This is a genomic window from Alkalihalobacillus phoenicis (assembly GCF_047302405.1).
Taxonomy (GTDB): domain Bacteria; phylum Bacillota; class Bacilli; order Bacillales; family Bacillaceae_D; genus Alkalihalobacillus.
This window is the reverse complement of sequence record NZ_CP154853.1, coordinates 4,652,449-4,676,657: the sequence shown is the minus strand read 5'-3', so window position 1 is coordinate 4,676,657 and position 24,209 is coordinate 4,652,449. Positions and strand designations below refer to the sequence as shown.

Annotated in this window: 20 protein-coding genes; 4 read left to right on the top strand and 16 right to left on the bottom strand. The window is 39.3% G+C overall.

Annotation, left to right across the window (positions count from 1 at the left end; all coding sequences use genetic code 11):
* Position 1: 1 nt before the first annotated feature.
* From AA0017_RS21900 to AA0017_RS21875, 6 genes are all read right to left on the bottom strand, one after another.
* Complete coding sequence (locus tag AA0017_RS21900; protein ID WP_413378011.1) at positions 2 to 637, bottom strand: sugar transferase; 636 nt, start codon at positions 635 to 637, stop codon at positions 2 to 4.
* The gene (locus AA0017_RS21895; RefSeq protein ID WP_413378009.1) at positions 637 to 1,752 is read right to left on the bottom strand and encodes a DegT/DnrJ/EryC1/StrS family aminotransferase; all 1,116 of its coding nucleotides are present in this window, start codon (positions 1,750 to 1,752) and stop codon (positions 637 to 639) included. Before AA0017_RS21895 ends, AA0017_RS21900 begins: the two co-directional genes overlap by 1 nt.
* Before the next feature lie 174 nt (positions 1,753 to 1,926).
* The gene (locus AA0017_RS21890) at positions 1,927 to 3,750 is read right to left on the bottom strand and encodes a polysaccharide biosynthesis protein (RefSeq protein WP_413378007.1); all 1,824 of its coding nucleotides are present in this window, start codon (positions 3,748 to 3,750) and stop codon (positions 1,927 to 1,929) included.
* Between the two features lie 60 nt (positions 3,751 to 3,810).
* A complete protein-coding gene (gene galU, locus AA0017_RS21885) occupies positions 3,811 to 4,695 on the bottom strand; it encodes a UTP--glucose-1-phosphate uridylyltransferase GalU (protein WP_413382765.1) in 885 nt (294 codons plus the stop codon).
* A 257-nt stretch (positions 4,696 to 4,952) separates the two neighbouring features.
* Positions 4,953 to 5,723: a tyrosine-protein phosphatase gene (locus AA0017_RS21880; RefSeq protein ID WP_413378005.1), complete on the bottom strand. Its 771-nt coding sequence runs from the start codon at positions 5,721 to 5,723 to the stop codon at positions 4,953 to 4,955.
* Positions 5,724 to 6,166: 443 nt separating this feature from the next.
* The gene (locus AA0017_RS21875; protein ID WP_413378003.1) at positions 6,167 to 7,099 is read right to left on the bottom strand and encodes an LCP family protein; all 933 of its coding nucleotides are present in this window, start codon (positions 7,097 to 7,099) and stop codon (positions 6,167 to 6,169) included.
* Positions 7,100 to 7,291: 192 nt separating this feature from the next.
* On the opposite strand from AA0017_RS21875, the gene AA0017_RS21870 reads away from it, so the two are divergent.
* Both AA0017_RS21870 and AA0017_RS21865 read left to right on the top strand, forming a co-directional pair.
* Positions 7,292 to 7,984: a YveK family protein gene (locus AA0017_RS21870; protein WP_413378001.1), complete on the top strand. Its 693-nt coding sequence runs from the start codon at positions 7,292 to 7,294 to the stop codon at positions 7,982 to 7,984.
* A 15-nt stretch (positions 7,985 to 7,999) separates the two neighbouring features.
* On the top strand, positions 8,000 to 8,695 hold the full coding sequence (locus AA0017_RS21865; RefSeq protein ID WP_413378000.1) for a CpsD/CapB family tyrosine-protein kinase: 696 nt from the start codon (positions 8,000 to 8,002) through the stop codon (positions 8,693 to 8,695).
* 533 nt (positions 8,696 to 9,228) lie between these two features.
* On the opposite strand, the gene AA0017_RS21860 is transcribed toward AA0017_RS21865, so the two are convergent.
* Both AA0017_RS21860 and AA0017_RS21855 read right to left on the bottom strand, forming a co-directional pair.
* Positions 9,229 to 10,767: a S1C family serine protease gene (locus AA0017_RS21860; protein WP_413377998.1), complete on the bottom strand. Its 1,539-nt coding sequence runs from the start codon at positions 10,765 to 10,767 to the stop codon at positions 9,229 to 9,231.
* Positions 10,768 to 11,207: 440 nt separating this feature from the next.
* Entirely contained in the window at positions 11,208 to 11,333 is a 126-nt protein-coding gene (locus AA0017_RS21855; RefSeq protein WP_413382802.1) for a hypothetical protein, read from the bottom strand.
* A 692-nt stretch (positions 11,334 to 12,025) separates the two neighbouring features.
* Here AA0017_RS21855 and AA0017_RS21850 point away from each other — a divergent pair.
* Positions 12,026 to 13,372 carry a peptidoglycan-binding protein gene (locus tag AA0017_RS21850; RefSeq protein ID WP_413377996.1) on the top strand — a complete coding sequence of 449 codons (1,347 nt, stop codon included), beginning with the start codon at positions 12,026 to 12,028 and terminating at the stop codon, positions 13,370 to 13,372.
* 326 nt (positions 13,373 to 13,698) lie between these two features.
* Here AA0017_RS21850 and AA0017_RS21845 read toward each other — a convergent pair whose 3' ends face one another.
* The 3 genes from AA0017_RS21845 to AA0017_RS21835 form a co-directional block, all read right to left on the bottom strand.
* On the bottom strand, positions 13,699 to 14,997 hold the full coding sequence (locus AA0017_RS21845) for an amidohydrolase (RefSeq protein ID WP_413377994.1): 1,299 nt from the start codon (positions 14,995 to 14,997) through the stop codon (positions 13,699 to 13,701).
* Positions 14,998 to 15,015: 18 nt separating this feature from the next.
* Complete coding sequence (locus AA0017_RS21840; protein WP_413377992.1) at positions 15,016 to 16,551, bottom strand: AbgT family transporter; 1,536 nt, start codon at positions 16,549 to 16,551, stop codon at positions 15,016 to 15,018.
* Between the two features lie 84 nt (positions 16,552 to 16,635).
* The gene (locus tag AA0017_RS21835) at positions 16,636 to 18,081 is read right to left on the bottom strand and encodes an amidohydrolase (protein WP_413377990.1); all 1,446 of its coding nucleotides are present in this window, start codon (positions 18,079 to 18,081) and stop codon (positions 16,636 to 16,638) included.
* Positions 18,082 to 18,355: 274 nt separating this feature from the next.
* Here AA0017_RS21835 and AA0017_RS21830 point away from each other — a divergent pair, with 274 nt between their 5' ends.
* Positions 18,356 to 19,648, top strand: a complete 1,293-nt coding sequence (locus tag AA0017_RS21830) for a hypothetical protein (RefSeq protein WP_413377988.1) — start codon at positions 18,356 to 18,358, stop codon at positions 19,646 to 19,648.
* 113 nt (positions 19,649 to 19,761) lie between these two features.
* Here the strand turns inward: AA0017_RS21830 and AA0017_RS21825 are convergent, their stop codons facing one another.
* The 5 genes from AA0017_RS21825 to AA0017_RS21805 form a co-directional block, all read right to left on the bottom strand.
* The gene (locus AA0017_RS21825) at positions 19,762 to 19,893 is read right to left on the bottom strand and encodes a hypothetical protein (protein ID WP_413377986.1); all 132 of its coding nucleotides are present in this window, start codon (positions 19,891 to 19,893) and stop codon (positions 19,762 to 19,764) included.
* Between the two features lie 816 nt (positions 19,894 to 20,709).
* Positions 20,710 to 21,021 carry a hypothetical protein gene (locus AA0017_RS21820; protein ID WP_413377984.1) on the bottom strand — a complete coding sequence of 104 codons (312 nt, stop codon included), beginning with the start codon at positions 21,019 to 21,021 and terminating at the stop codon, positions 20,710 to 20,712.
* A gap of 389 nt (positions 21,022 to 21,410) precedes the next feature.
* Positions 21,411 to 21,833 carry a 3-hydroxyacyl-ACP dehydratase FabZ gene (gene fabZ / locus AA0017_RS21815; protein ID WP_413377982.1) on the bottom strand — a complete coding sequence of 141 codons (423 nt, stop codon included), beginning with the start codon at positions 21,831 to 21,833 and terminating at the stop codon, positions 21,411 to 21,413.
* A 1,130-nt stretch (positions 21,834 to 22,963) separates the two neighbouring features.
* Complete coding sequence (locus AA0017_RS21810; RefSeq protein WP_413377981.1) at positions 22,964 to 23,323, bottom strand: DNA-directed RNA polymerase subunit beta; 360 nt, start codon at positions 23,321 to 23,323, stop codon at positions 22,964 to 22,966.
* A gap of 37 nt (positions 23,324 to 23,360) precedes the next feature.
* Positions 23,361 to 24,197, bottom strand: coding sequence for a flagellar hook-basal body protein (locus AA0017_RS21805; RefSeq protein ID WP_413377979.1), 837 nt, complete (start codon positions 24,195 to 24,197; stop codon positions 23,361 to 23,363).
* Positions 24,198 to 24,209 lie beyond the last annotated feature (12 nt).

Below are 24,209 nucleotides of genomic sequence, written 5' to 3'. Positions count from 1 at the left end.
TTTAACTTTCCTCTTTCGTTCCTTTAAAAGGTTCCATTGTTGTAGCCGTCTCAGAATTAATTCCTTCTCTTAGAAATACTTTTTTAAGAGTTAAAAATATAATTTTCAAATCTCCTAAAAAGGTTAGATGGTTAACATATTCTACATCTAATCTAAATTTATTCTCCCAACTGATAGCATTCCTACCATTTACCTGTGCTAACCCTGATAAACCTGGTCTAACCTCATGACGACGTTTTTGTTCATTATTATATAAAGGTAGATACTGAACTAATAAAGGCCTTGGTCCAATAATTGACATATCACCTCTTAAAATATTAAATAGTTCGGGTAACTCGTCTAGCGAAGTTGAACGTAAGAATTTACCGAATTTTGTTAATCTAACACTATCAGGAAGAGGCTCACCGTATTTATCTTTTGCATCTGTCATTGTTCTAAATTTATACATCTTAAAAACCTTTTCGTTCATTCCCGGTCTTTTCTGTTTAAATAAAACTGGGCTACCTAACTTAATTTTCACTAAAATAGCCACCACCATTAGAATTGGGCTCAAAAGCAAAATAGTTAATAATGCTAATGTGAAATCCATCGGACGCTTTACAATATTTCTATAAATACCATTATTTGAACGTTCCATTATACACTCCATAATTCCTTTATAATTTTTACAACTCTCTCTATATCCTCATCTGTCATCTTCGTATCAGACGGTAAACAAACTCCATTCTCAAACAACTTCTCTGCCACATCCGTACCAACAAAATCATACTTCTCAAAAAACGGTTGTTTATGCATCGGCTTCCAAACCGGCCTCGACTCGATATTCTCAGCTTCCATAGCTTCAAAAACATCAATTGGCCTAACCTTCCCACTCAATGTCATCGAACTTAACCAATAGTTCGGGTAATCCCATTCATTACTAGGCATGAACTGAACACCCTCAAGACCACCTAACTCTCTTATATAAAACTCATAAATATATCTCTTTTTCTCAACCCTCTGCTCCAAAACCTTAAGCTGACCTCTCCCAATACCAGCCACCACATTACTCATACGGTAATTAAACCCTAGTTCACTGTGCTGGTAATGTCTTGCTTGGTCTCTAGATTGAGTTGCCCAAAATCTTGCTTTCGCCATTTTCTCTTCATTATTAGAAACAAGCATCCCACCACCAGAAGTAGTAATAATTTTGTTTCCATTAAAAGAGAAGATGCCGTAATCGCCGAATGTTCCCGTATGTTTACCTTTATAGTAAGTTCCAAGAGACTCAGCAGCATCTTCTATTAATACAACATTATGTTTCTTACACAACTCTACAATTCTATCCATATCTGCAGACAAGCCATAAAGATGTACAACGATAATCGCCTTCACTTCAGGATACTTTTGAAAGGCTTCTTCTAATGCTTTTGGACACATATTCCATGTTTCATAATCACTGTCTATAAAAACCGGAATGGCATTTTGATAAATTATCGGATTAGCGGTTGCTGAAAACGTAAGTGTTGGACAGAAGACGATATCTCCTTCGCCAACTTCTGCCGCTCTTAACGCTAAGTGGATAGCTGCTGTTCCAGAAGATAGAGCAGCTGCTGCTTTTGAACCGACCTTTGCAGCCAATTCATTTTCAAATTCATTTACATTTTCACCAAGAGGAGCAATCCAATTCGTATCAAATGCTTCTTTTACATATTGCATTTCGTAACCTTCATCACTCATATGAGGTGAAGAGAGAAATATCCGTTCTGTCATAAAACAATACTTCCTTCCATTATTAAGTTCATCATTTGATATGTTAGTTTGTTAGCACTTAGTTGGAAAATTAGCTCCAATTAACTATTAACCTACTAACTTATAAAAGAAGTGAGCGCTAACAATCGTTTAAGTTTAAGCCTCGTCCGACTGTTAGCATCACAGTTTATTTTATTATTTAGTTGTTGTAGTTAACTCCCTCAACTCTCCTACCCTAAAATTCGCAATATCCAATAACTCTTGTCTTAATAATTCCCGATCACTATCCATAAAACGCCCGACTAAATCATACGTCACATTAATATTAACCGGCGGTGTCTTCCCACGATAAATCATTGGATACACTTGTTCTTTATGAACCTCATCTTCACTAAGTAACTCCTCAAACATCTTTTCACCAGGGCGCATGCCTGTGAATTTAATTGGAATTTCCTCTTCTGTATATCCCGATAATTTGATTAAGTTCTTCGCTAAATCGACAATCTTAACGGGCTCTCCCATATCAAGTACAAACACTTCCCCACCTTGTGCAAGTGAACCAGCCTGTAGGACAAGTCGAGATGCTTCAGGAATCGTCATAAAATAACGAACCATATCTGGATGGGTCACTGTTACAGGACCACCGTTTTTAATTTGCTCTTTAAATAGTGGGATTACACTTCCACGACTGCCGAGCACATTCCCGAAGCGTACCGCCACAAATCGTGTATCACTAATCATGTCCATATGTTGAACAATCATTTCCGCAATTCGTTTCGTCGCTCCCATTACACTCGTTGGATTAACTGCTTTATCAGTTGAAACCATCACAAATGTATTAACATTCGCTGCACTCGAAGCTTCGGCTACATTTTTTGTTCCAATTACATTGTTTTTGACCGCTTCTTCTGGGTTTCTTTCCATTAAAGGTACATGCTTATGAGCAGCGGCATGGAAAACTACATGTGGTTTTCTTTGTTGCATAATCGCAAAGATTTTTTCTCTGTCTTGAACATCAGCAATTTCGGTGTCGATGTTTAAATCAGGAAGATTTCTTCTTAATTCCATTTCAATGGAATAAATGCTATTTTCACCATGCCCTAAAAGTACGAGCTCTTTTGGTGAAAAGCGCGAAAGCTGTCGACAAATTTCGGAGCCAATCGAACCACCTGCACCAGTTACGAGAATGGTTTTATCGGTTATATAATCCGCGATACCATCAATATCTAACTTCACAGGGTCACGCCCGAGTAAATCCTCAACTTCGACATCTTTGAATTGATTGACTGAGACATTTCCGAGCATTAAATCTTCTATTTTCGGAAGGATTTGTGTTTTCGCTTCTGTTTTGGAGCACTCTTGGAAAATCTGATGTAATTCCTGTCTATTTAATGAAGGAATCGCGATGACAATATGCTCGATTTTATATTCGTCAGCTAACCTTGTGATATCTTGAACATTCCCAAGCACTGGGACATCCAAAATCTCTAAATGCATTTTATTGATATCATCATCAATAAAACCAACCGGATCAAGCTCAGGTTTATCATTATGCTTGAGCTGTCTGACGATCATTGTTCCTGCGTTTCCAGCTCCAATGATTAATGTTCGTTTCCCTTTAAATTTCGGCTTTATATATGTATCCCTATATAGCCTCCAAGCAAATCTTGATCCACCAATCAAAATAATATGCATCATCCATGTGATAAATAAGGTTCTGAGGAATAATTCTCCAAAGAAAGTAACCTGTGTAAAGGCACTTAAAATCACTGAACAAGTGACCGCATAAAAGATACTCGTTAACTCATTCACACTCGCATACTGCCAAGCCCGTTTGTATAATTTAAATAAGGACGCAAACAAATGATGCCCTGCTAATAAAATAATCGAACTTGTTAATAATATTGGGGATAATAGATTACCTCCAGGACTTAATAAAAAGAAACTCACAAATATTGAAGTCAATACAATCAAGGAGTCTATTAAAATTAAATATAACAGTCTTTTTTTATAAGACATTTTTAAACATATCCCCTTTCACTCATTTAGTCACTCATGTTAACTACAAAAAAGAGGGAATTAAAGCTTCATTCCCTCTTCTAGTTTTACGTATTGTTTCATCGCTGCTAATAAATCTTCTTTTAGTTCTGGGCGCTGCATCGCAAATTCTAAAGTTGTCATTACAAAACCGAGCTTTTCCCCAACATCATAACGACGACCTTCAAAATCATAAGCTGATATCCCTTGGTCTTCATTTAATCTTTGTAGAGCATCCGTCAACTGAATTTCTCCACCAGCACCGGTTTCTTGGTTTTCAAGATAGGAAAAGATATCTGGAGTTAAAAGATAACGTCCCATAATCGCTAAATTAGAAGGAGCTGTTCCTTGTTGCGGTTTCTCTACTAAATTACCGACTTGATAAGTACGTCCATTTTGCGAAAGTGGTGCGACAATCCCATAACGATGAGTCTCCTCATTAGGTACGGTTTGAACACCAATTACAGATGAACCCGTTTCTTCATATACATTCATGAGTTGTTTTGTGCACGGTGTATCTGCTTGCACGATATCATCACCTAAAAGAACCGCAAATGGCTCGTCGCCGATAAATTTACGGGCGCACCAAACGGCATGTCCTAATCCTTTTGGTTCTTTTTGACGGATATAATGAATGTCAACTTTGGATGTTTCGATTACTTTATCAAGCAATTCCATTTTTTCTTTTTCACGAAGGTTTTGTTCCAATTCAAAAGCGTGATCAAAATGGTCTTCAATCGCTCGTTTCCCTTTACCCGTTACAATAATAATATCTTCAATACCTGCTTCGACGGCTTCTTCAATTATGTACTGAATCGTTGGTTTATCAACAATTGGTAACATTTCTTTCGGCATTGCTTTTGTTGCTGGGAGGAATCTTGTTCCAAGTCCCGCTGCTGGTATAATCGCTTTTTTCACTTTCTTTATCAATTGGATCACTTCCCTCATCAATTTTTCTATTTAACTAGTCTATTAGATTAAACACTTAAGAAGGCGTTCTAGTTGTTTTAGAACTTCCTTATTAAATGTTTAATCAAAATAAAAAAAGGGCATTTAACCCCTCCTCACACTATACCTTTGGCAACAGTTCTTGCGCCTAAGGTAATGAAAGCATTACCCACAGCATAGTCGAGTATCTCCGTCGATAAAGGATAGGAGACATTACCTTCTAACATTTGAATCGCTTAAAAAATTCCTAATATTTTCTTACGACGTATTGGTTGTGGTTCATCGCTGATTATCGCTTTGTTATCAAGAATTCGCTCGGCATTCTGTTGGAACATCTCGACATAGTCTTGTCCGAACTCTTTTTCTACTTGTTCGTAAGCCTCTCTTAACCGGAATGGTCGATTATGCGTATTATGAGCATCTGAGGCGATGATATGGGTTAGATTAGATTCGACTAATTGTGCTGTGAATTTTTTTATATTTTTTCCGTTATGTCCAGTTAAGCTTGAAGCTGTAATTTGCGTATAAATGCCGCTTTTAACAAAGTCATAAAGGAGTTCCGGATTTTGTATGAGTTCACTATTTCGCTCAGGGTGAACGATGACGGGTTGATAGCCACCCGTTAACATTTGATAAAACAAGGAGGTTGCATATCTTGGCACATGATTGGATGGAAATTCGATAAAGGCATATGTATCTAATCCAGCCATTGTTAGGGCTTCTTTTTGCTCTAATTCAGACACTAAATCGCCATGGATTCTTAGTTCATGTCCTTCATAAATTTTTAATGGGAGATTACGGCTTTTTAACTCCTCATTTAACCTTTGCACCGCCTCACGAACGATTGGTGCTTCATTTTTGCGAAAGGAGGGATGAGCATAGTGCGGTGTTGCAACGATTGCTGTAATCCCTTCTTTTATCGCAATATTCGACATTTTCAGACTTTCCTCAACAGAACCAGAACCGTCATCAAGCCCAGGTAATATATGACAATGCAAATCAATCATATCTCCAGCCCCTAACCATTGCTTCGTATTCTCTAACAGAAATTCAATCTAAAGTCCTGTATAATAGTAAGTAACTTAAACTTTAACATAAATATACCTATTCTACCATTACTTTTACATAGTATTTCACTGGTAAAAATTCATTGATTGGACCGAATGATAAAAAAGTCCTATCAAGTATTATAAAAGGGAATCCCCTAAAAGTATACATTTTTCTATAAATTTACTTATAAATCCTGACAGTTTCTTTTGGATTTAGTGATATTTGTATAACTTACTACAGAATAACAGGAATTTCTACAACGTAACTGACATTTAATACTTTATTAATCAAATCACAACTTTTGACATAATTCGTACTATTTTCAGATAATTTTGTAAGCGTTTTTCTCTAACCTAAACTCCTACTACTTAAGACTAATTAAAAAAACCCCTCTCAATCTTTATTGAGAAGAGGCTGTTTCGTTTGTTTCTAATTCTAAATGAATACGTAGTTCTTGACTAACTCTGTTAATTTCTTCATCTGGAACTTGCAAGTAGTAAATGCCATCAATATGCGTTCCGTTTCCTGTTATCTCCATTTGCTCGATATTATGGCGAGCTTCTTTATAATTTGATTGAATCGTCCATATTCCATCTAAATCTAAATCGGTTCGCACCGATTCCCCAACAGCACCGAGAATTTGACCGGCTTTTGTAATCGAGGAGAATTGGGCTCCTTCTTGAATCACTGCTTCAACTACTTGGCGTTGCCTATCATTACGACCAAAGTCTCCACGTGGATCTTGTTTCCTCATTCTTGAATAAGCGAGCGCTTCATCACCGTTTAAGAAAATTTCACCTTCTTGAAAGTTAAAACCACTTGAACTAAAAGCAAAGTCATTCTCGACCGTTACCCCGCCAATTGCATCGACTAAGCCTTTAAATCCTTCCATATTAATACTCGCATAATGATCGATAGGAATATTTAATAAATTCTCAACTGTATTGATCGTCATTTGGACACCACCAAATGCATAGGCATGATTGATTTTATCTTGAAAACCACGGCCGATAATTTCGGTTCGTGTATCACGAGGGATACTTAACATTTTCACCGATTTTTCCTTCGGGTTCACGGTCATGACAATAATCGTATCCGAGCGACCAGAATGATTATCACCACGCGAATCAACACCCGCTATTAAAAACGACATCGGATCTTGTTCTTCCATATTCACTTCTTTTTCTCGTTTATCGGAAACATCTCTCTCAAGTGGCTCATGCATGCGATCGACCGTATTCGTCACAGAGTTATACAAATAAAATCCATAACCGACAACACCTAGAAACATGATACCTAATACAATGCCTGCAATTGTAAAGAACTTTTTCATCGATTGATTTCTCCTTATTCCTTCTATTATTTATTTTTTATTTTATATATCGTCCATTTCTATCTTTATTATTATAGATGATTCAGTCACTTAACAGCAAATCGATTTTTTTCTTTCCCTCCTGACAAATTGTGATATAATTCTAGAAGATTATACACCTTACAACTTTTGGGAAGGAGTTTTATTTAGTTTATGGAAGAAACAATTAGCTTACAAGATATATTTTCTACCTTAAAAAGGAGGATCAAACTCCTTCTTATTTTGCCAATTATCGCTCTAGTTATAAGCGGGGTAGTCAGTTATTTCGTTCTAACTCCGATTTATAGTACGTCTACGGAAATATTAGTCAATCAAACGAGCAATGAAGCATATACACATAATGATATTCGGACAAACTTAGAATTAATTAATACGTATAGCGATATTATTAAAAGCCCTGTTATCTTAGACGATGTCATTGCCGAATTAGGATTGAACCAATCAGCAGGCAGCTTAAAAAGCCTCATCTCTGTCTCAAGTCAAAATAATTCCCAAGTCGTAACGTTAACTGTTCAACATGAGAACCCAGCGACAGCTGTTAATATTGCGAATACAACAGCACTTGTCTTCCAAGATAAAATCGTGCCCTTAATGAATGTCGATAATGTCAACATTTTGTCACCCGCTGTTTTGAGTGAATCCCCTTCACCCATTAAACCGAATCCGACTTTAAATATGGCGATTGCTTTTGTAGTCGGTCTTATGGCTGCTGTTGGACTAGCTTTCTTATTAGAGTATTTAGACCCAACGATTAAATCAGAAGATGAATTAGAGCGTTTGCTAGAATTACCTCTCCTTGGGGTTGTACCGAATATGGACGCTGAATTACAAAAGAGCAAAAAATAACAAGGAGGGATAAAATTGGCTAGATTAGAATCCAAAAAGAGTAGCGGAAAAAAGCGTGGCCTCATCGCACACGAAAGAAAAAAATCACCTATATCTGAACAATATCGGACAATTCGAACGAACATTGAGTTTTCTTCGATTGACAAAGAATTAAAAACGATTCTCGTTACATCAGCAGGTCCTGGTGAAGGAAAATCAACAACCGCAGCAAACCTTGCCATCGTTCATGCCCAGAACGGACATAAAGTCTTAATTGTTGATGCCGACCTACGTAAACCAACCGTACACCATACGTTTGGCGTCTTAAATACAAGAGGATTAACGAGTTTATTAACGAAAAAATCCGAGTTTGCGGCTTGTATCCAAGAGAGCGAAATAGAAGGTTTATCGATTTTACCAAGTGGTCCCATCCCTCCGAACCCAGCTGAGTTATTAAATTCAAAAATGATGGATTTACTCTTAGGTTCATTAAAGGAGAAGTTCGACACGATTATTCTCGACACACCACCAGTGATGGCGGTCACAGATGCCCAAGTTTTATCGAATAAAGCAGACGGCACGATTTTAGTCGTTTCAAACGGAAAAACCGACCGAGCACAAGCGGTTAAAACGAAGGAATTATTATCACAGTCGAAATCAAAACTGCTCGGCGTTGTCTTTAATAATAAAGAATTGAAACAAGGGAATTATTATTACTACTACGGGCAATAACAAAAAAGAAGCTGTTCACAATGAACAACTCCAGCTTATCGACAAAGTCTTATTTTACGAGACAGTTGATAAGCTTTTTTTATTGGAGGGGGTAGCTAAAAACCACTGAAAAACGAGTTGCATTAGTTAGCTTACTCCGCGAGCTGCATACCCTACGCGTTCCGCGGGTGAACCGGGAGCCTCCTCGCTCACCGCTGCGGGGTCTCCCGTGTTTCACTTTTCCCGCAGGAGTCTCCGGGTATTCCGCTCGCTCCGTTTTGGATTAGGAAAAAAACAGTTTATATTCATGAGGACCATCTACATCTACTCTGAAAATTAATTTCTAATAGAAAACTGGTGTTGTCCATTAACTAGAGTAAGCCACGAAAGAACTCTCTAATTCCAAGTGAAGCAAACACAAAAAAACATCGATTAGAATTTCAAAAAGGCTCTGAAGGGAACCATTCCTCAGAGCCTTTGTGTCTATATTGTTAGAGAGACCGTCCGATATGAACAACCTCTCGCTTTGTATAGCATTACTCGCCTAAGCCAAATCAGTTAGCTTCCTCTTCCTCTACGTCAGACTCCTCTTCGCTTGTTTCGTTTTCGTTTTGAGCGGTTGGATTTTCTGATGTTTTTTGCTCTATATTGTCACTCTTTTCGTCCACGTTCGGATCAGTTTCTAAAGTAGTTTCGTCACCACTCACTTCTGAGTCCAATTTCTCAGCTGCGTTCTCGTCTGTCTCATCAGAGTTTTCAACGGCTTTATTCGTATCGTTACTTTCACTCTTCTTGACAGCACCGCTATTTGAATGGGACTCAGCTTCAACTTCTTCACTCTCTACATTGCTTTCATTTAGTTCCTCAGATTCATCCTCATTGCTCACTTCGGTTTCTTCCTCTTTATTCGGATCACCTGTTCCCTGCCCATCACTTTCAATCACAACGGCCTCATCTTCACCATAAAGGACAAGTAAATCACTTTGACTAAGCGGTGACTTTACCCAATCTTGGATGATCGAATCAACCGTAAACAATGGGATCGAATAACTAATGCTGTCACGGTGTTTATCCATAGCTGAATTAATACCGACAATTTTCCCTGAATTTAAAGAGATGAGCGGACCGCCACTACTACCAGGCTTCGTTCTTGCCGATGATTCATACAGATCTAAATAATAGAAGCTCCCAATTGAAAAGTTCAGACCGATTTCAGTAATCTTCCCACTCGTCATCGTAAAGCCAGCCCCTTTTGGCGTTCCGAGCGTGATCACTTCATCACCAACCGTGATTGAGTTCCCTTTTTCAAGTGGAGCGGGGTTTTGACCAACTAAATCATTCACGAGTAAAACAGCGACATCGGTTTCGTTAGAATATCCGATGACTTCAGCAACATGCGTCACACCACTTTGCGTTTCGACATTGACGAATAAATCGCCTTTGACGACATGGGCATTCGTAATGACAATGCCTTGATCGTTATAAAGAAAAGCAGAACCTTGATGAGTACTAGAATAAACCGTAAACACTTGGTTTTTTAGTTGCTGGAAAAGCTCATTTCGACGCTTTTCATTCGTTTCCTTATCAGAATCCGGTTCAGGTTCGTCTTCATCTACCTCATCTGTAGATTCTTTCTCTTCCTTCTCCACTTCATCTTCTTTAGATTCTTCCTCTTTTTCCTCAACTTCGCTTTCTTCTGGTTCACGAGTTTTTTCTTCTTTCTCTTCGTTTACCTTTTGCTCGGAATCAACTTCGACCACGACCAAGTCTTCTTCGTCTTTCTTTTCTTCAACTTGTTCAGATGGTTCCTCTTTTTCCTCAACTGGTTCGACGATAATTATCTCTTCGGGCTCTTCATTTTGTTCAAGGAAAGCCGGTCTCTGATTGTCCTTATCTTGTTGGTCAATAATCGCTGTCGCATGATCACCAACTTGTTTTGCTAACGAATTGGCACTTGTATAATATGTACTTGCTCCGATGCCAACTCCAAAGAAAAGAACAGCGGCAAATAAAATGAAGATTACTTTATTTTGTTTGATTTTCGAAAAAAGAGAAGGATTTTTGCTATCGACTTCATTCATACGATCGCTCATTGTACATCCTCCTTCTAATCTTGTATTAGAATCATTCAACATAATGACGGCAATCAATTAATCTGCCAAAAAGGCATTCTATTAAATAGTATACCCACATTATAACAAGAGCTATCATTTTATAGGTAGAAAATTGAAATAAATTGTAAAAAAATATAAGGAAAGATATAAATTTCGAGGGAGGAATAGAAGAACTTTTCATTTCCATAAAAAAATGAACGTTAACCGTGCATTCACAAAGTTAATTTCTATTCCTATAATATTAGACGTTAAATAAGCGGATTAGGTTTCAGGTTAAGCGCAACTTTTCACTCTCATCATAAAAAATACCTAGTTAAAGCCGAGTGAATGGAACATATGTAGAGTTTAGGGCGAAAAAAACCTTAAAAAAACAAAAAAAAAGCGAAGACAGAGCTCCACTCGAGTTAACCATTCTTTTATTAACCAATCTTCCGACGACGGCGCTTGCCTATTTTTATGTAAAGACCACCATCATCCGAGCGAAAAAAACGAATACGAAAAAGGGCTAACGGAGTCCAAATCGTCTTCATTTGATACATTGGCAATAGAAGCACCCCCCATAGGTCAGTTCTATATACCAAACAATATTACCATAATTATTGGAAGATTAATAGGTATTATTAATATGGATTAGGTCTTTTTCGACACATATAAACCCAAATTATAAAAAATGAACTATAAAAGAACCTTTATAAAGAATGATCATTGTCGAATAAACGGAGATAATGTCACTTGTTAACGATTTTTTTGAGAATCTTGTCTAAAACTATTTGTGAATTCCTCTTCCCTTCATACGAAAATAAAATCGTTTTTATCCCCTTACAAACAAGCCTCATTTCCTACTAGTTAGGCTTATACCCACTAATAAATCACCCCAAATAGATCAAACGACTCTGGAAATAATAGGATCAAAAGTCCCTTCCAAAAGAGGTTTAAAGCGTATACAAAAGGGGTATAGCTCGTTTTTTAATCTGAATTGTATGATAATTAGTAATTCATAGGTCTTTTAAAGGTTATATTGTGTAAAATTAACTAGGTACTTTGATCCTTTAATATTACAGTTATGTTACAAAGATAGAATAATGTCGTTAATTAAAGTAAAATATTCATATAATTGTAGTCTATAAGTCGTAATAAATAGAAAAATATAAAAACATTAATAGAAATAGAATTTGAACTATGAAAATAGTATGTATTTTTCAAATAATTCAAACATGAGAGTAGGAGGATTTTAAGGATGGTAAAAGCTAGACAATCAACGATGAAGAAAGTAGTCATGACCTCTACGGTCGCAACAGGACTTGCCCTTGCAACTCCAATGGTGGCCGAAGCAGCGTTAGGAGATCAAACACTCCGTTTCGGAATGAACCATCCAGATGTAGTCGAGTTACAGGATGTTTTAGCGAATAAAGGGTTCTTTACATACGACAAATCCACTGGTTATTTTGGAACAATCACAATTGATGCCGTGAAGGATTTCCAACGTGCACATAATCTTACAGCTGACGGGATTGCTGGACCGAAGACGTTTGCTGCATTAGGAAAAGCCCCATCCTCTAATGGACAAACGAATACAGCTCCACCGGCTAATAATAACTCGAACAATACGGCAACAACAGCACCAGCACAAGTTGCATCAAGTAGCACTTTACGTAATGGTAGCCGTGGTTCTGCCGTGACGACATTACAACAACAGTTAGCCTCACTCGGTTACTACAAAATCAAAGTTGATGGTATTTATGGAAATGGCACAAGACAAGCAGTCCTTAACTTCCAAAGAGATCATAAATTATTAGTTGATGGCATTGCAGGTCCACAAACATTACAAGCATTAGCGAATAAAGCCGGCGGACAAGCACCACCACAAAATTCAAATTCCGGTTCTAACGAAAAACCGAAAGAAGAAACTGCAACACCAGCTCCAGCTCCTAGTGCACCAAGTGGCATTTATCGAGTTGGAAGCAGCGGGAATGCCGTGACAGAATTACAAGCACAATTACGTTCTGTTGGTGTATTCAACCAAAACCCAACCGGCTATTTCGGAAAAGACACAGAAGCATCAGTCCGCGCCTTCCAAAGAACTCATAATTTAACAGTTGACGGAATTGCCGGTCCGCAAACATTAGCGAAATTAAAAGAAGTGTCGACGAACCAAGGCGGTCAACAGCAAACAGGTAATGGCAATTCAGGCAACAGTGGTGGCTCAAGCACAACATCACCAGCAGCTTTTGTTACAAACTTAATTGCCGAAGCTTCTTTACATATCGGAGTCCCTTATGTATGGGGCGGTACGGCGACATCAGGATTTGATTGTAGCGGATACATTCAATACGTCTTTAAACAGCAAGGCGTTAATTTAACAAGAACAGTCGCAACACAATGGAATGCAGGAACTTCCGTTTCTCAACCAAGTGTTGGAGATGTCGTTTTCTTTGAAACCTACACAAGCGGACCATCCCATAACGGAATTTACATTGGAAATAACCAATTCATTCACAGTGGTTCTTCCACAGGTGTAACCATTACGAGCATGGACAACCCTTATTGGAAAGCTAGGTACCTTGGAGCTAAGCGCCTCCACTAGAATAGTAGAAAACTCGACTACAGTTATTGCTGTGGTCGAGTTTTTTTGGGTGGGAATAATTAGCGATGAGCGAAATCGCTACATGCCCTTAAGTTCGTGTGAATTGCCGTCTTTTTGGACACGGACACGCCCTTAAGGAGCTTCATACCTACAAGCAAGAGTGCTTATTCTCACAAAAATAAGAGAAGCAGGATCGACAAAAGTCATGTCAAATCACCGCACTGCACTTTTTAATCAAACGTTCAATTAACTGAATGAAAGCCACCTATTCTAAATAGAGGCATCTCATTCTCCGCTATGAAAAATCAATCCAAAGGAAACAGGCTTTATACAGTAGGACTGATTTCAAAATCAACATTTGCTCGTTTCGTCAGTCTCCACAAACTATCTACAGCAACAGAGAGAACTTCCTCATCGTAATCGAACAAAGGATGATGGTGTTTTTCTACTAGGTTTCCTCCATACAACATATAAGTAGCCGAGCCCCCATTTTCTTGAACGCGCTCCATCATAAACGTAGCATCCTCAGATCCTGTAATCGGTTCATAATGGTCTGTTACCGTACCGACTCGTTCACTATCTGCAAGCACTACCTCAGCAAACGGTTGCCACTCTTTATTCGAGGCAGCCGATATCCCTTCACCCACGATATCAATTGTACAATCTACCTCCTGTGCGCTAGCCGTATGCTCTAGGATCCGCTTCGCCTTTTCTGCTACATAAGCATTGATTTCATTCGTTTCTCCACGCGTTTCCAACTGTAACTTTGCGTAATCTGCGACAATGTTTCTCCCGCTACCTGCTGTAAACGTTCCAACATTTACACGAGTGGCTCCTCTAGAGTGCGGTGGAATGGCATGGAGTTGAACAGTCGCCTGTGCGGCTGCTAACAATGCATTTCTCCCCTCTTCAGGGTTCCCACCAGCATGAGCAGACCTGCCAGAAAAGACGACATCCAATTTTGTTGTTGCAAGAGCAGATGTTATCCCAGGTACAAGCGTGCCTAGAGGTTGGTTCATAATATGACCTGTCATAAAGAGATCCACATGATCAAGCCACCCTTTCTCAACAATAGACTTCGCACCTCTCACGCCTTCTTCTGCCGGCTGGAAAATAAGGGTAAAAGAACCCGTCAATTCATCCTTGTATCGATCGATTAAATAAGCTAATCCAAGACCTATAGCCGTGTGACCATCATGCCCACACGCGTGCATCTGCCCCTCATACATCGAGCGAAATTTTTCTCTCGTCGGCAAATGCTCCTCGCGTTCACTTTCCCGAATTGGCAAAGCATCAATGTCAAATCGATAAGCAAGATGTTTCCCTGCTTTCCCAGTATCAAAGGTCGCAATAACACCTGTCCGATTTCCAGCTATTCTCTCAAGGAGATCCGAATCGGTTCCAGCTTCTTTTGCCCTCTTCATATGAAGGGTATCAATCTCTTCTTCTGGAACACCCATCTTTTTCGTCTCATCACTCACATCATCACCAATAAATAACGTAAAACTAAGCGGTTTTAAAACGCGATAAATATAAGCGGTCGTTTGATATTCACACCATCCAAGCTCAGGGATTTGATGCAAATCCCTACGCCATTCTTTCAGTTTCTTGGTTAATTCAGCCATCCTTTTAACCTCCTCACTTTATAAATCCATTCCAATACTCGGTCCAATTGGAAGTCCGATTAAATTCCAAATAAGGAAAAAGACAATCCATATCCCTAAAATAAAGAACGTATAAGGAAGCATCGTCGACATTAACGTCCCTAATCCGGCTCGGTTATCATAACGCCTCATGAAACCGAGAATCACGATCATATAAGGATTCATCGGTGTAATAAGAGTCGTTGCAGAATCCCCAATTCGGTAGGCAAGTTGTGTAAAAGCCGGATGATAATCAAGCAGCATAAATAACGGAACGAAAACAGGAGCCATCAACGCCCATTGCGCTGATCCGCTCGCTATAAATAAATTCAAAATGGCAACCACTATAATAAATCCAATAAAAAGACCTAACCCTGTAACCTCTACCTGTTGGAGGTAACCAGAGACGGATACAGCTAGATAAATACCTATGTTCGTCCAATTAAAATAAGCAATAAATTGAGCCATCGCAAATACAAGAACGATGTAAGCAGCCATGTCTCTCATCGCTTCAGCCATATAAATCGGAATATCCGCTGTTTTTTTAATCGTTCCCGCTGTAACCCCGTAAGCCACTGATACAATAATAAACATAAGTAAAATAATCGGAATGATATTGCTCAAAAAAGGTGACGGAACAATTGTCCCTCCTTCACCACGAAGGAGTCCATTCGTCGGAACGACAAGTAGTGCAATAACCCCAGCATAAAGGATAAAACTAATCACTGCATTACGTAATGCTTTTAATTCTTGTTTTGTCGGGTAAGCAATTTTCTCGTTCATCATTCCTTTATCGGCAAAAGAAGGATCAAATGTCCCAAGGCGTTTCTCAGTAATTTTCTCTGTCACAAACACAACAACAATTACGACCATGATAACCGAAGCGGACATGAAAAACCAATTATCGACTGGCGTTACTACAAATTCTGGATCTATGACCCTCGCTGCTTCTGTTGTAAGCCCCGCTAATAGTGCATCTGTTCCAGCGATCATAATATTGGCAGTGAATCCACCAACTACACCCGCATACGCTGCTGCTAGCCCTGCAAGTGGGTGACGACCTATCGCATGGAATACCATAGCGGCTAAAGGAGGAATTATAATAACAGCTGCATCAGAAGCGATATTCCCAAGAACACCAGCTAACACGACCGCATAAACAACTAAAGACTTAGGTGCCTTTAAAATCACGGCCTTCATAAATGTATCAAAAAATCCAACTTTTTGGGCTAGTCCAATCCCAAGCATCATCACAATCACAAGCCCAAAAGGAGCAAAGCCCGTAAAGTTGGTTAATAGGGAAGAAAGGATATAGAGCAAACCCTCTTGTGAGAATAAACTCTGCACATTAACATCCTCTCCCGTCCCTGGATGTGTTACAGATAACCCAAGGGCATTTAACCCCCAAGATATAAAAATGATAAAAAATGATAAATAAACAAAGAGCATAAATGGATGCGGCATTTTATTTCCGATTCTTTCAATCACATCTAACATCTTTGTAAAAAATGAACGTTTTTGAGCAGTTTCTGCCATCACGTATCCTCCTCATTGTCTTTAATATGTCTTTAAATAGGTAAAATTACCACCATTTGTAGCGAAGACTTTTCTAGTTACTATTTACTGATTAATTTTAGTCGGCTGAACTCCAGCAGGAATAGGAGACTGATACACTTCTCCACTTAGCCTTTCACGCCACTCTTCCTTTGCTTCATCAACTAACTCCGGATTTTGCAAAAGCCTCAAGCCAGTCGCAGCCATTAACAGTCCAGCCTGCATCATCCCTTTTACGGCCACGCTATTTAACCCTTGTGAAACCATTTGCCAAGTATGGAAAGCTGTCCCCGCCGTGTAACACGTCGTAAAACACTGGACCGTCGGCGCAATCCAACTAACATCTCCTACGTCCGTTGAGCCAGCAAGTCGAGTTTCTTTCCTAGAGGTCGGAATGCGATCATCGATTAACGCCTTTTGACTAATGCTTTCGATCAATTTTCGATTTGGTCGATCAAGCAATGCCTGAATTTCATGAATCGTTTGTTTTCGTTCATCCTCAGTAAGCGTTTCTTGAATTTGAGCTGCAAATTGTTGCTCTTCTTCCGTGTAGGTTGGTGTACCAATCACATCAAGCTCTTCACTCATCACATCCTCTAGTACATTGTTTCTCACAAAGTTTGAGCAAGCTTTATCAAACCTCACCGACCACTCCGTTCCAGTCATCAACGCAGCCCCTTCGGCTATTTTCTTCACTCGTTCATAAATTTCCTTCACTTCATCTATCTTTGGTGCACGCATTAAATAAAGCACTTCAGCCTCTGGTTGTACAACATTTGGAGAGATTCCCCCTGTATTGGTAATCGCGTAATGCACACGCGCTTCATCCCGCAGATGTTCCCGTAAATAATTCACCCCAACATTCATCAACTCAACTGCATCAAGCCCACTTCTGCCAAGGTGAGGTGCCGATGCCGCATGAGAAGCTTTTCCTTTAAATGTAAATGACGCTTGAATGTTAGCGAGCGTTTCCATTGTCCACACGGCATTATAGGTACCAGGATGCCATGTAATTGCACTATCTATATCTGCAAAAACCCCTTCCTTAGCCATAAACGTTTTACCAGAACCACCTTCTTCTCCTGGGCACCCATAAAAACGAACCGTCCCCCCTAGACCATGGTCTTTCATATACGCCTTGAGGGCAAGAGCCGCCGCAAGAGAAGCCGTCCCAAGAAGATGGTGACCACAACCATGACCAGTCCCACCAGCCACGATTGGCTTCTCCTCTGTAATACCCGCCTGCTGACTCAAATCCGAAAGTGCATCAAATTCTCCTAAAAATGAAATAACTGGCTTTTCACTGCCAAAACTTGCAACGAAGGCCGTTTCAATCCCTGCTATCCCTTTCTCAACAGCAAAACCCTCTCGTTCGAGTATTCCACTCAACAGTTTCGAAGATTCTGTCTCTTCAAAGCGAAGTTCTGCATATCCCCATATTCGCTCTGCGGCCTGTTCGAATAATTCTTGATTTTCCTGAAAGAAATCAGCTAAATATTCTTGCTGTTTCATAAAAACGAATCCCTCCATTATTTAAAGATATATTAAGGACATATTTTTTTCTAACTTTATTACATGCTGAGCGAAAATACAACATTTTTCTTAAGATTAGAAATATTATCTATTTTTCGAGTGTGAATAATATGAAAATTCATCTTATCCTATTCTAGAAAACGATAAAATCACCGCTATACACAAAGGCTTATTAACCAACAATTATGCTATTGTTATCTTTGAGATTCTGGTAAACTAATACAAAGATAGATTAAATGGAGGAAGAAAGATAATGAAGATTGGAATCCTTACAGCGATACATACGAAACCTTATATTGAAAAAGCGCTGTTAGATCTCGACACAAATGCAACCTTTCATTATTACACCTATAACAAACTCAATGAATCGAAAGAGCTTTACCTGACCAATCAACATCAAGTTGATGGATGGGTATTCGGAGGTCATATTCCACAACTTTATTTACAAAGAACCGTCGAAACACTAACTCAACCGACTGTTCATGTAGATTTAACAGAAGTTGATTTCTATAAAGAGTTGCTTTCTTGTTCACTCAAGCCCAACTTTGACATGAGTCGCACAGTTATTGACTTTTTAAGTGGCTTCAACAACTATATGTCGCTACGATCAGTCGTGCCAGAAAATCAATTTCCCATTTATTACAGTGATGCAATTTTCGATAGTCTGCTTGACAACTTTTATGAAACGTTAATCGATTTCCATATAAAAGCACACCAAAATGGAGCCAATTTATCGATCACCAGAATGAGCAATGTTGTGGACACTTTAAGAGCTCTCGGGATCCCAACGATTTTCTTTGGTCCATCCAAAAGCTCCATTCATGAACAAGTATTAGATTTAATTCAACAACTTGAAACACAAAACTTAATGGATAAACAAATTGCCATTGGCCACTTAACTTTTAAAGCTCACAGCCATCAAGCAAAATTTGAGATCGCAAAACTGACACTTCATCATGCTCTTCTTTCCTACACAGAGAAAGAAGGGGAAGCGATCCTGATCCATGATAACCAGACCAATTTTGAACTTATTACATCTTATGGAGATCTGGAACGAATTACGAATCAATTTCAAATTTGCGCTTTGTCTTCTTATTTACAACAGCAAGCTCCTACGATTTCTTTTCAGCTTGGTTGGGGGGCAGGTAAAACGCTTCACGAAGCCAGAACCAATGCAGAAACAGCCAATCGGCAACAAAAGCAGCAAGGGAGTCCTTATGTCTTAACGGAACATGAATTGATTGGACCGCTAGACAAGCACGAGGAAGTCCAGCACATTCCACTTTCACTCCAAGGTTTGGAAGCGTGGAGTGAAAAAACAGGGGTTTCCATTTTGCATTTACAAAAAATCTCGACTATTCCAGCAAAAACAAAAAGGCATGAACTTACTTCCGATGATCTCTCCCTTCATCTCGGCATCACAACGCGAAGTGCCAATCGTATATTAAAAAAACTAGAAGCCGGTGCCGCCGTTAAAGTGGCATCTAACAAGCAAGAAAAACTTAGAGGGCGACCACGAAAAGTGTATCATTTAACTTTTATCTAGCGAAAAGAACCTTGCCTCTTTAAAATAGGGCAAGGTTCTTTGGCGCTAAATGATGAAGGAAATAGGCTATTTTTTCTCTACAATGACATTGCCGTTATCTGTTTCGATCTTGATTAAATGCACACATCGCCATTTGTCGATTGACCAATGACATCAATGCGACCGTTATCTACCTTTACATCAATTGTCGCATTTGTTGGTTCTTTTTCTGTCTTAATATGAATTCGACCATTATTTGTTTCCAATTCACGAGGTTGATAATGGTTCTACTTAATTTCTGAAATACGATTTGTTAAATAAGACACTTTTTGAACACACTCTAGTAATAAAAAAGCTGAATTTTTGAAATTACGGTGCGGATTACTGGTAATTAGTAAGGTAAATCTCATTTTGCCGTAATTACAGTGCGAATTCAGGCGGATATGTAATGAAAATCTGTGCTGTGGCAAATTACGGTGTGTATTACTAGTCTCATATTGTCGAAATTTCGGTGCGAATAAAAACTATACGTAATGAAGCTCACAAATTGCCAATATTCCATTACGAATAACAGAAAATGTCTAACAAACGCCACAAAAAAGACCACTTCAGCTTGGATTATATATTGTCTGGTCACGGTTGTTTGGAGAGGTGGAGCGAATTGGGGAATTTCTGATGTGACTTGCGTGGGCGGAGCTTATTTTTTTATGGTTCTCCCCTTTTCATTAGGAAAGTCAATGTTTTTTGTAAAAGGGAAGATTGTGTCCAATCAGACTAATAAAAACTTGTATAACATAACATTCTTCGACTAAAATTCGCGATGTTTCTTATTTTGTAGATTGATTTTCTAGCAAGCGAAATGAAAATTAGTCACATTCCCTTGTCATTTGAAGAAATAAATGATTTCATCCTGTCATAAATCAAAATTATTTCCCGAAAAATAGTGTTATTTCACCGATTATATTCCCGACCTATTCGACATATAACGATTTTCAGTGGAGGGGCTAATCACTATGGATATGAACCTTTCTCCACATAAAATAAAGACCCTACATTTCGCAGGGTCTTTATCAAACTATCTATTATTCTACATCTTCAGTTTCAGTCTCGTCTTCAAAGCCTTCGCCAAATTCGCCTTCTTCACCTAGGTCATCATCACCTAAGCCACCCTCTTCAAAGTCGTCCTCTCCAAATCCATCTTCTTCGATACCATCTTCACCTAGGCCATCTTCTTCTACGCCGCCTTCTACACCATCATCTTCTAATGCTGGATCTTCAACTGAAGGATCTTCCATCCCCGGATCGTTGATTGGATCTTCTGTTCCATCTCCACAAGCTGCTAAAAGACCTAAAGACACTACCGCTGCTGCTGATGTTAATAAATATTTTTTCATTTTATTTACCTCCAATAGTAAGTGAAACTAATTTTTAAGATTGACTAACCTAATAATTGTTGCCTCTCTGTTAGCCTGACTGTATCTTAACAAGGATAATTCTCAGCGTCTATGAGTTGCGTATTTTTTTGGCAATGTAATACCAACTCCACATCTTGTCACAAACTCTCACATAAAAACTTGAAAGAAGTTATAGAATTGAGAGGTTTAAACTATGGCCTTATTGGGTTCAAGGCAGTAATTGTCGTTAATTGATATAAAACAAAAAAACGAGAAACCCAAGGTCAACACCTGGGAATTCTCGTTTCTATTACATCACTTACTTAAGTTTAACTGAACGGAAAAACGTGTTAAAACACTTTGCTTATGTATAGAACAAGAAAATGAGTTTATTTTAACGCAAACGTCATCTCTGCTTCTGCAGCAACTTCCCCATCTACTGTAGCAACGCCTTTAGCTTTTGCAACTGGCCCCTTCATTCTCGTGATTTCTACTTCCAAACGAAGCTGATCACCAGGTCGCACTGGGCTTTTAAATCGGCAATTTTCAATTTTAGCAAATAATCCAAGCTTTCCTTGGTTCTCTTCTTTTTGAAGCATCGCAACCGCACATGTTTGAGCTAGTGCTTCCACAATTAAAACACCAGGCATCACAGGATATTCAGGAAAATGTCCGTTAAAAAATTCCTCATTTGCTGTTACATTTTTAATTCCAACCGCACTTTTACCCACTTCACACTCAATCACTTTATCAATAAGTAAAAATGGATAGCGGTGTGGGATAATTGATTTAATTTCATCAATTCCAATCATGTTCTTCATCCTTCCCTTTTTCTTTTTTAATATTATATCATATATTTGGAACGGGGGAATTTGTGGGGAGGTAAGTGAGGATTGGAAGTTTGGCGGAGGATTTATAGGGGCGGCGGTTTTGATTTCCTTACTGGATTTTATTCGCTGGCTTGGGCTTCATTGATGGCCTTTGATTCCCTTTGTGGCTTTTATTTACTGGCTTTGGGATTCATTGCGGCTCTTTGATTCCTTTTGTGGCTTTTATTCAGTGGCTTTGGGCTTCATTGACGGCCTTTGATTCCCTTTGTGGCTCTTGTTCAGTGGCTTTCGGCTTCATTGATGGCCTTTGATTCCCTTACTGGATTTTATTCGCTCGCTTTCGGCTTCATTGACGGCCTTTGATTCCCTTTGTGGCTTTTGGCAACTCGCTTTTGGACTCATTGAGGCTCTTTGATTCCTTTTGCGGCTTTTATTCAGTGGCTTTGGGCTTCATTGATGGCCTTTGATTCCCTTTGTGGCTCTTGGCAACTCGCTTTTGGACTCATTGAGGCTCTTTGATTCCTTTTGTGGCTCTTATTCAGTGGCTTTGGGCTTCATTGATGGCCTTTGATTCCCTTTGTGGCTTTTGGCAACTCGCTTTTGGACTCATTGAGGCTCTTTGATTCCTTTTGTGGCTCTTATTCAGTGGCTTTCGACTTCATTGACCTCCTTTGATTCCCTTTGACGCTTTTATTCGCTCGCTTTGGGCTTCATTGATGGCCTTTGATTCCCTTTGCAGCTCTTATTCAATCGCTTTCGACTTCATTGACCTCCTATGATTCCTTTTGCGGCTTTTATTCAACGGCTTTCAGATTCATTGACGCTCTTTGATTCCCTTTCCGGCTCTTGGCAACTAGCTTTCGGATTCATTGACGCTCTTTGATTCCCTTTCCGGCTTTTGGCAACTCGCTTTCGGCTTCATTCACGCTCTTTGATTCCCTTTGACCCTTTTATTCATCGGCTTTCGGCTTCATTGCCCCCTCCCCTCCTCTCCACAGCAAAAAACCGCGTGGCTTCTATTGGCTACGTGGTTCTCATTTATTATTATACAGCTATCAAATGCGAAATTTTAACTACTATCGCACTATTGAGCTTGGTTCACTCGTTTGCTTTTATTCGTTTCCTCTGATTAGGTCTAGGATATGGTACCATGTTTCGGGTTTGAGGGCGTCGGTTGGTTCTTGACCGCCGATTGTACCGTAACCGAACATTAAGCCGAGTATTAAGCAGCCTCCGATAAGGGCAAGCACGATAGGTATCCTTAGCCAAATCGGGATTAGACGAATTCTTCCCTTTTTGACTTTCGGACGGCCAAAACGCGTCTCTCTCGCTTGTTTCTCATCATTTGTTGATTCTGCTTTTGCCGCTGGAGTCCCTTCCGTTAGCTCTTCTTGTTTGGAATCAACTTGTTCGATTGATTCTTCCTTTGAAGTTGTGTCGGTTTCCATCGGTTTATGGTCTTTTTCACTCATTGGCTTCTCCTCGATAACTAATCAGATTCTAAATGGACTATCCTCGAATGCCGTTCACTAAACCAGCCATTTGGTCTGCCATTGAAATGGCTGTGGAATTAAATTGGTAATGTCTTTGAGCAATCATTAAGTCGCTCATTTCCTTTGCCATATCCACATTAGAGCCTTCTAGTGCCTTTTGCATAAGGGCGATTTCATTTGCGTTTACATCTTCAATTACATCTGCTTCAGCATAACCTAATGTTGCCAAATCGGCAAGTTCAAATTGATTTTCACCAACCGGCACTAGTACTTGAGCATTATGGACTTGACGAATCCCGAGGTTCGCCACTTCTTCGACACTCCCGTCTGCTAATGTAACAAGTAATTGTCCATTATTATGCAATTGAAAGGAAGCAAAATCTTCAGGAATGATGATTCGCTCTCCTTGATTATCAAGTAAAAAATCACCGCTCGCGCTCACCAAAGTTAGCTGTTCCGGATTTGCGGCATTTGCTGTTAAATAGAAATTCCCCGCCCGCGTTAAACGTTCAACTGTCCCATCAGCCGCTTCCACTCGGAAAAAGTGATTCGGTTTAGTTAAAGCAAAGTCGAGCTCACGATCCGTCGTTTGAATTGCCCCTTGCTCTAGTCGTAACGCCGTTTGTCCAATTTTTGCTCCTGCTCCAATTGTTAAACCCATCGGCGTCAAACGACCCACCTCAAGATTTCCTCGAGACTGGTTTGTCAGCTGTTGAGATAATAAATCATGAAAGCTTGCTTCAGAACGTTTAAAGCCAACTGTTTGGCTGTTTGTTAGATTATGAGAAATCGTATCTAGCTGACTTTGAATTTGGCCCATCGTCACACTAGCCGTTATCATCGATCGATTCATTTTCCACCCCAC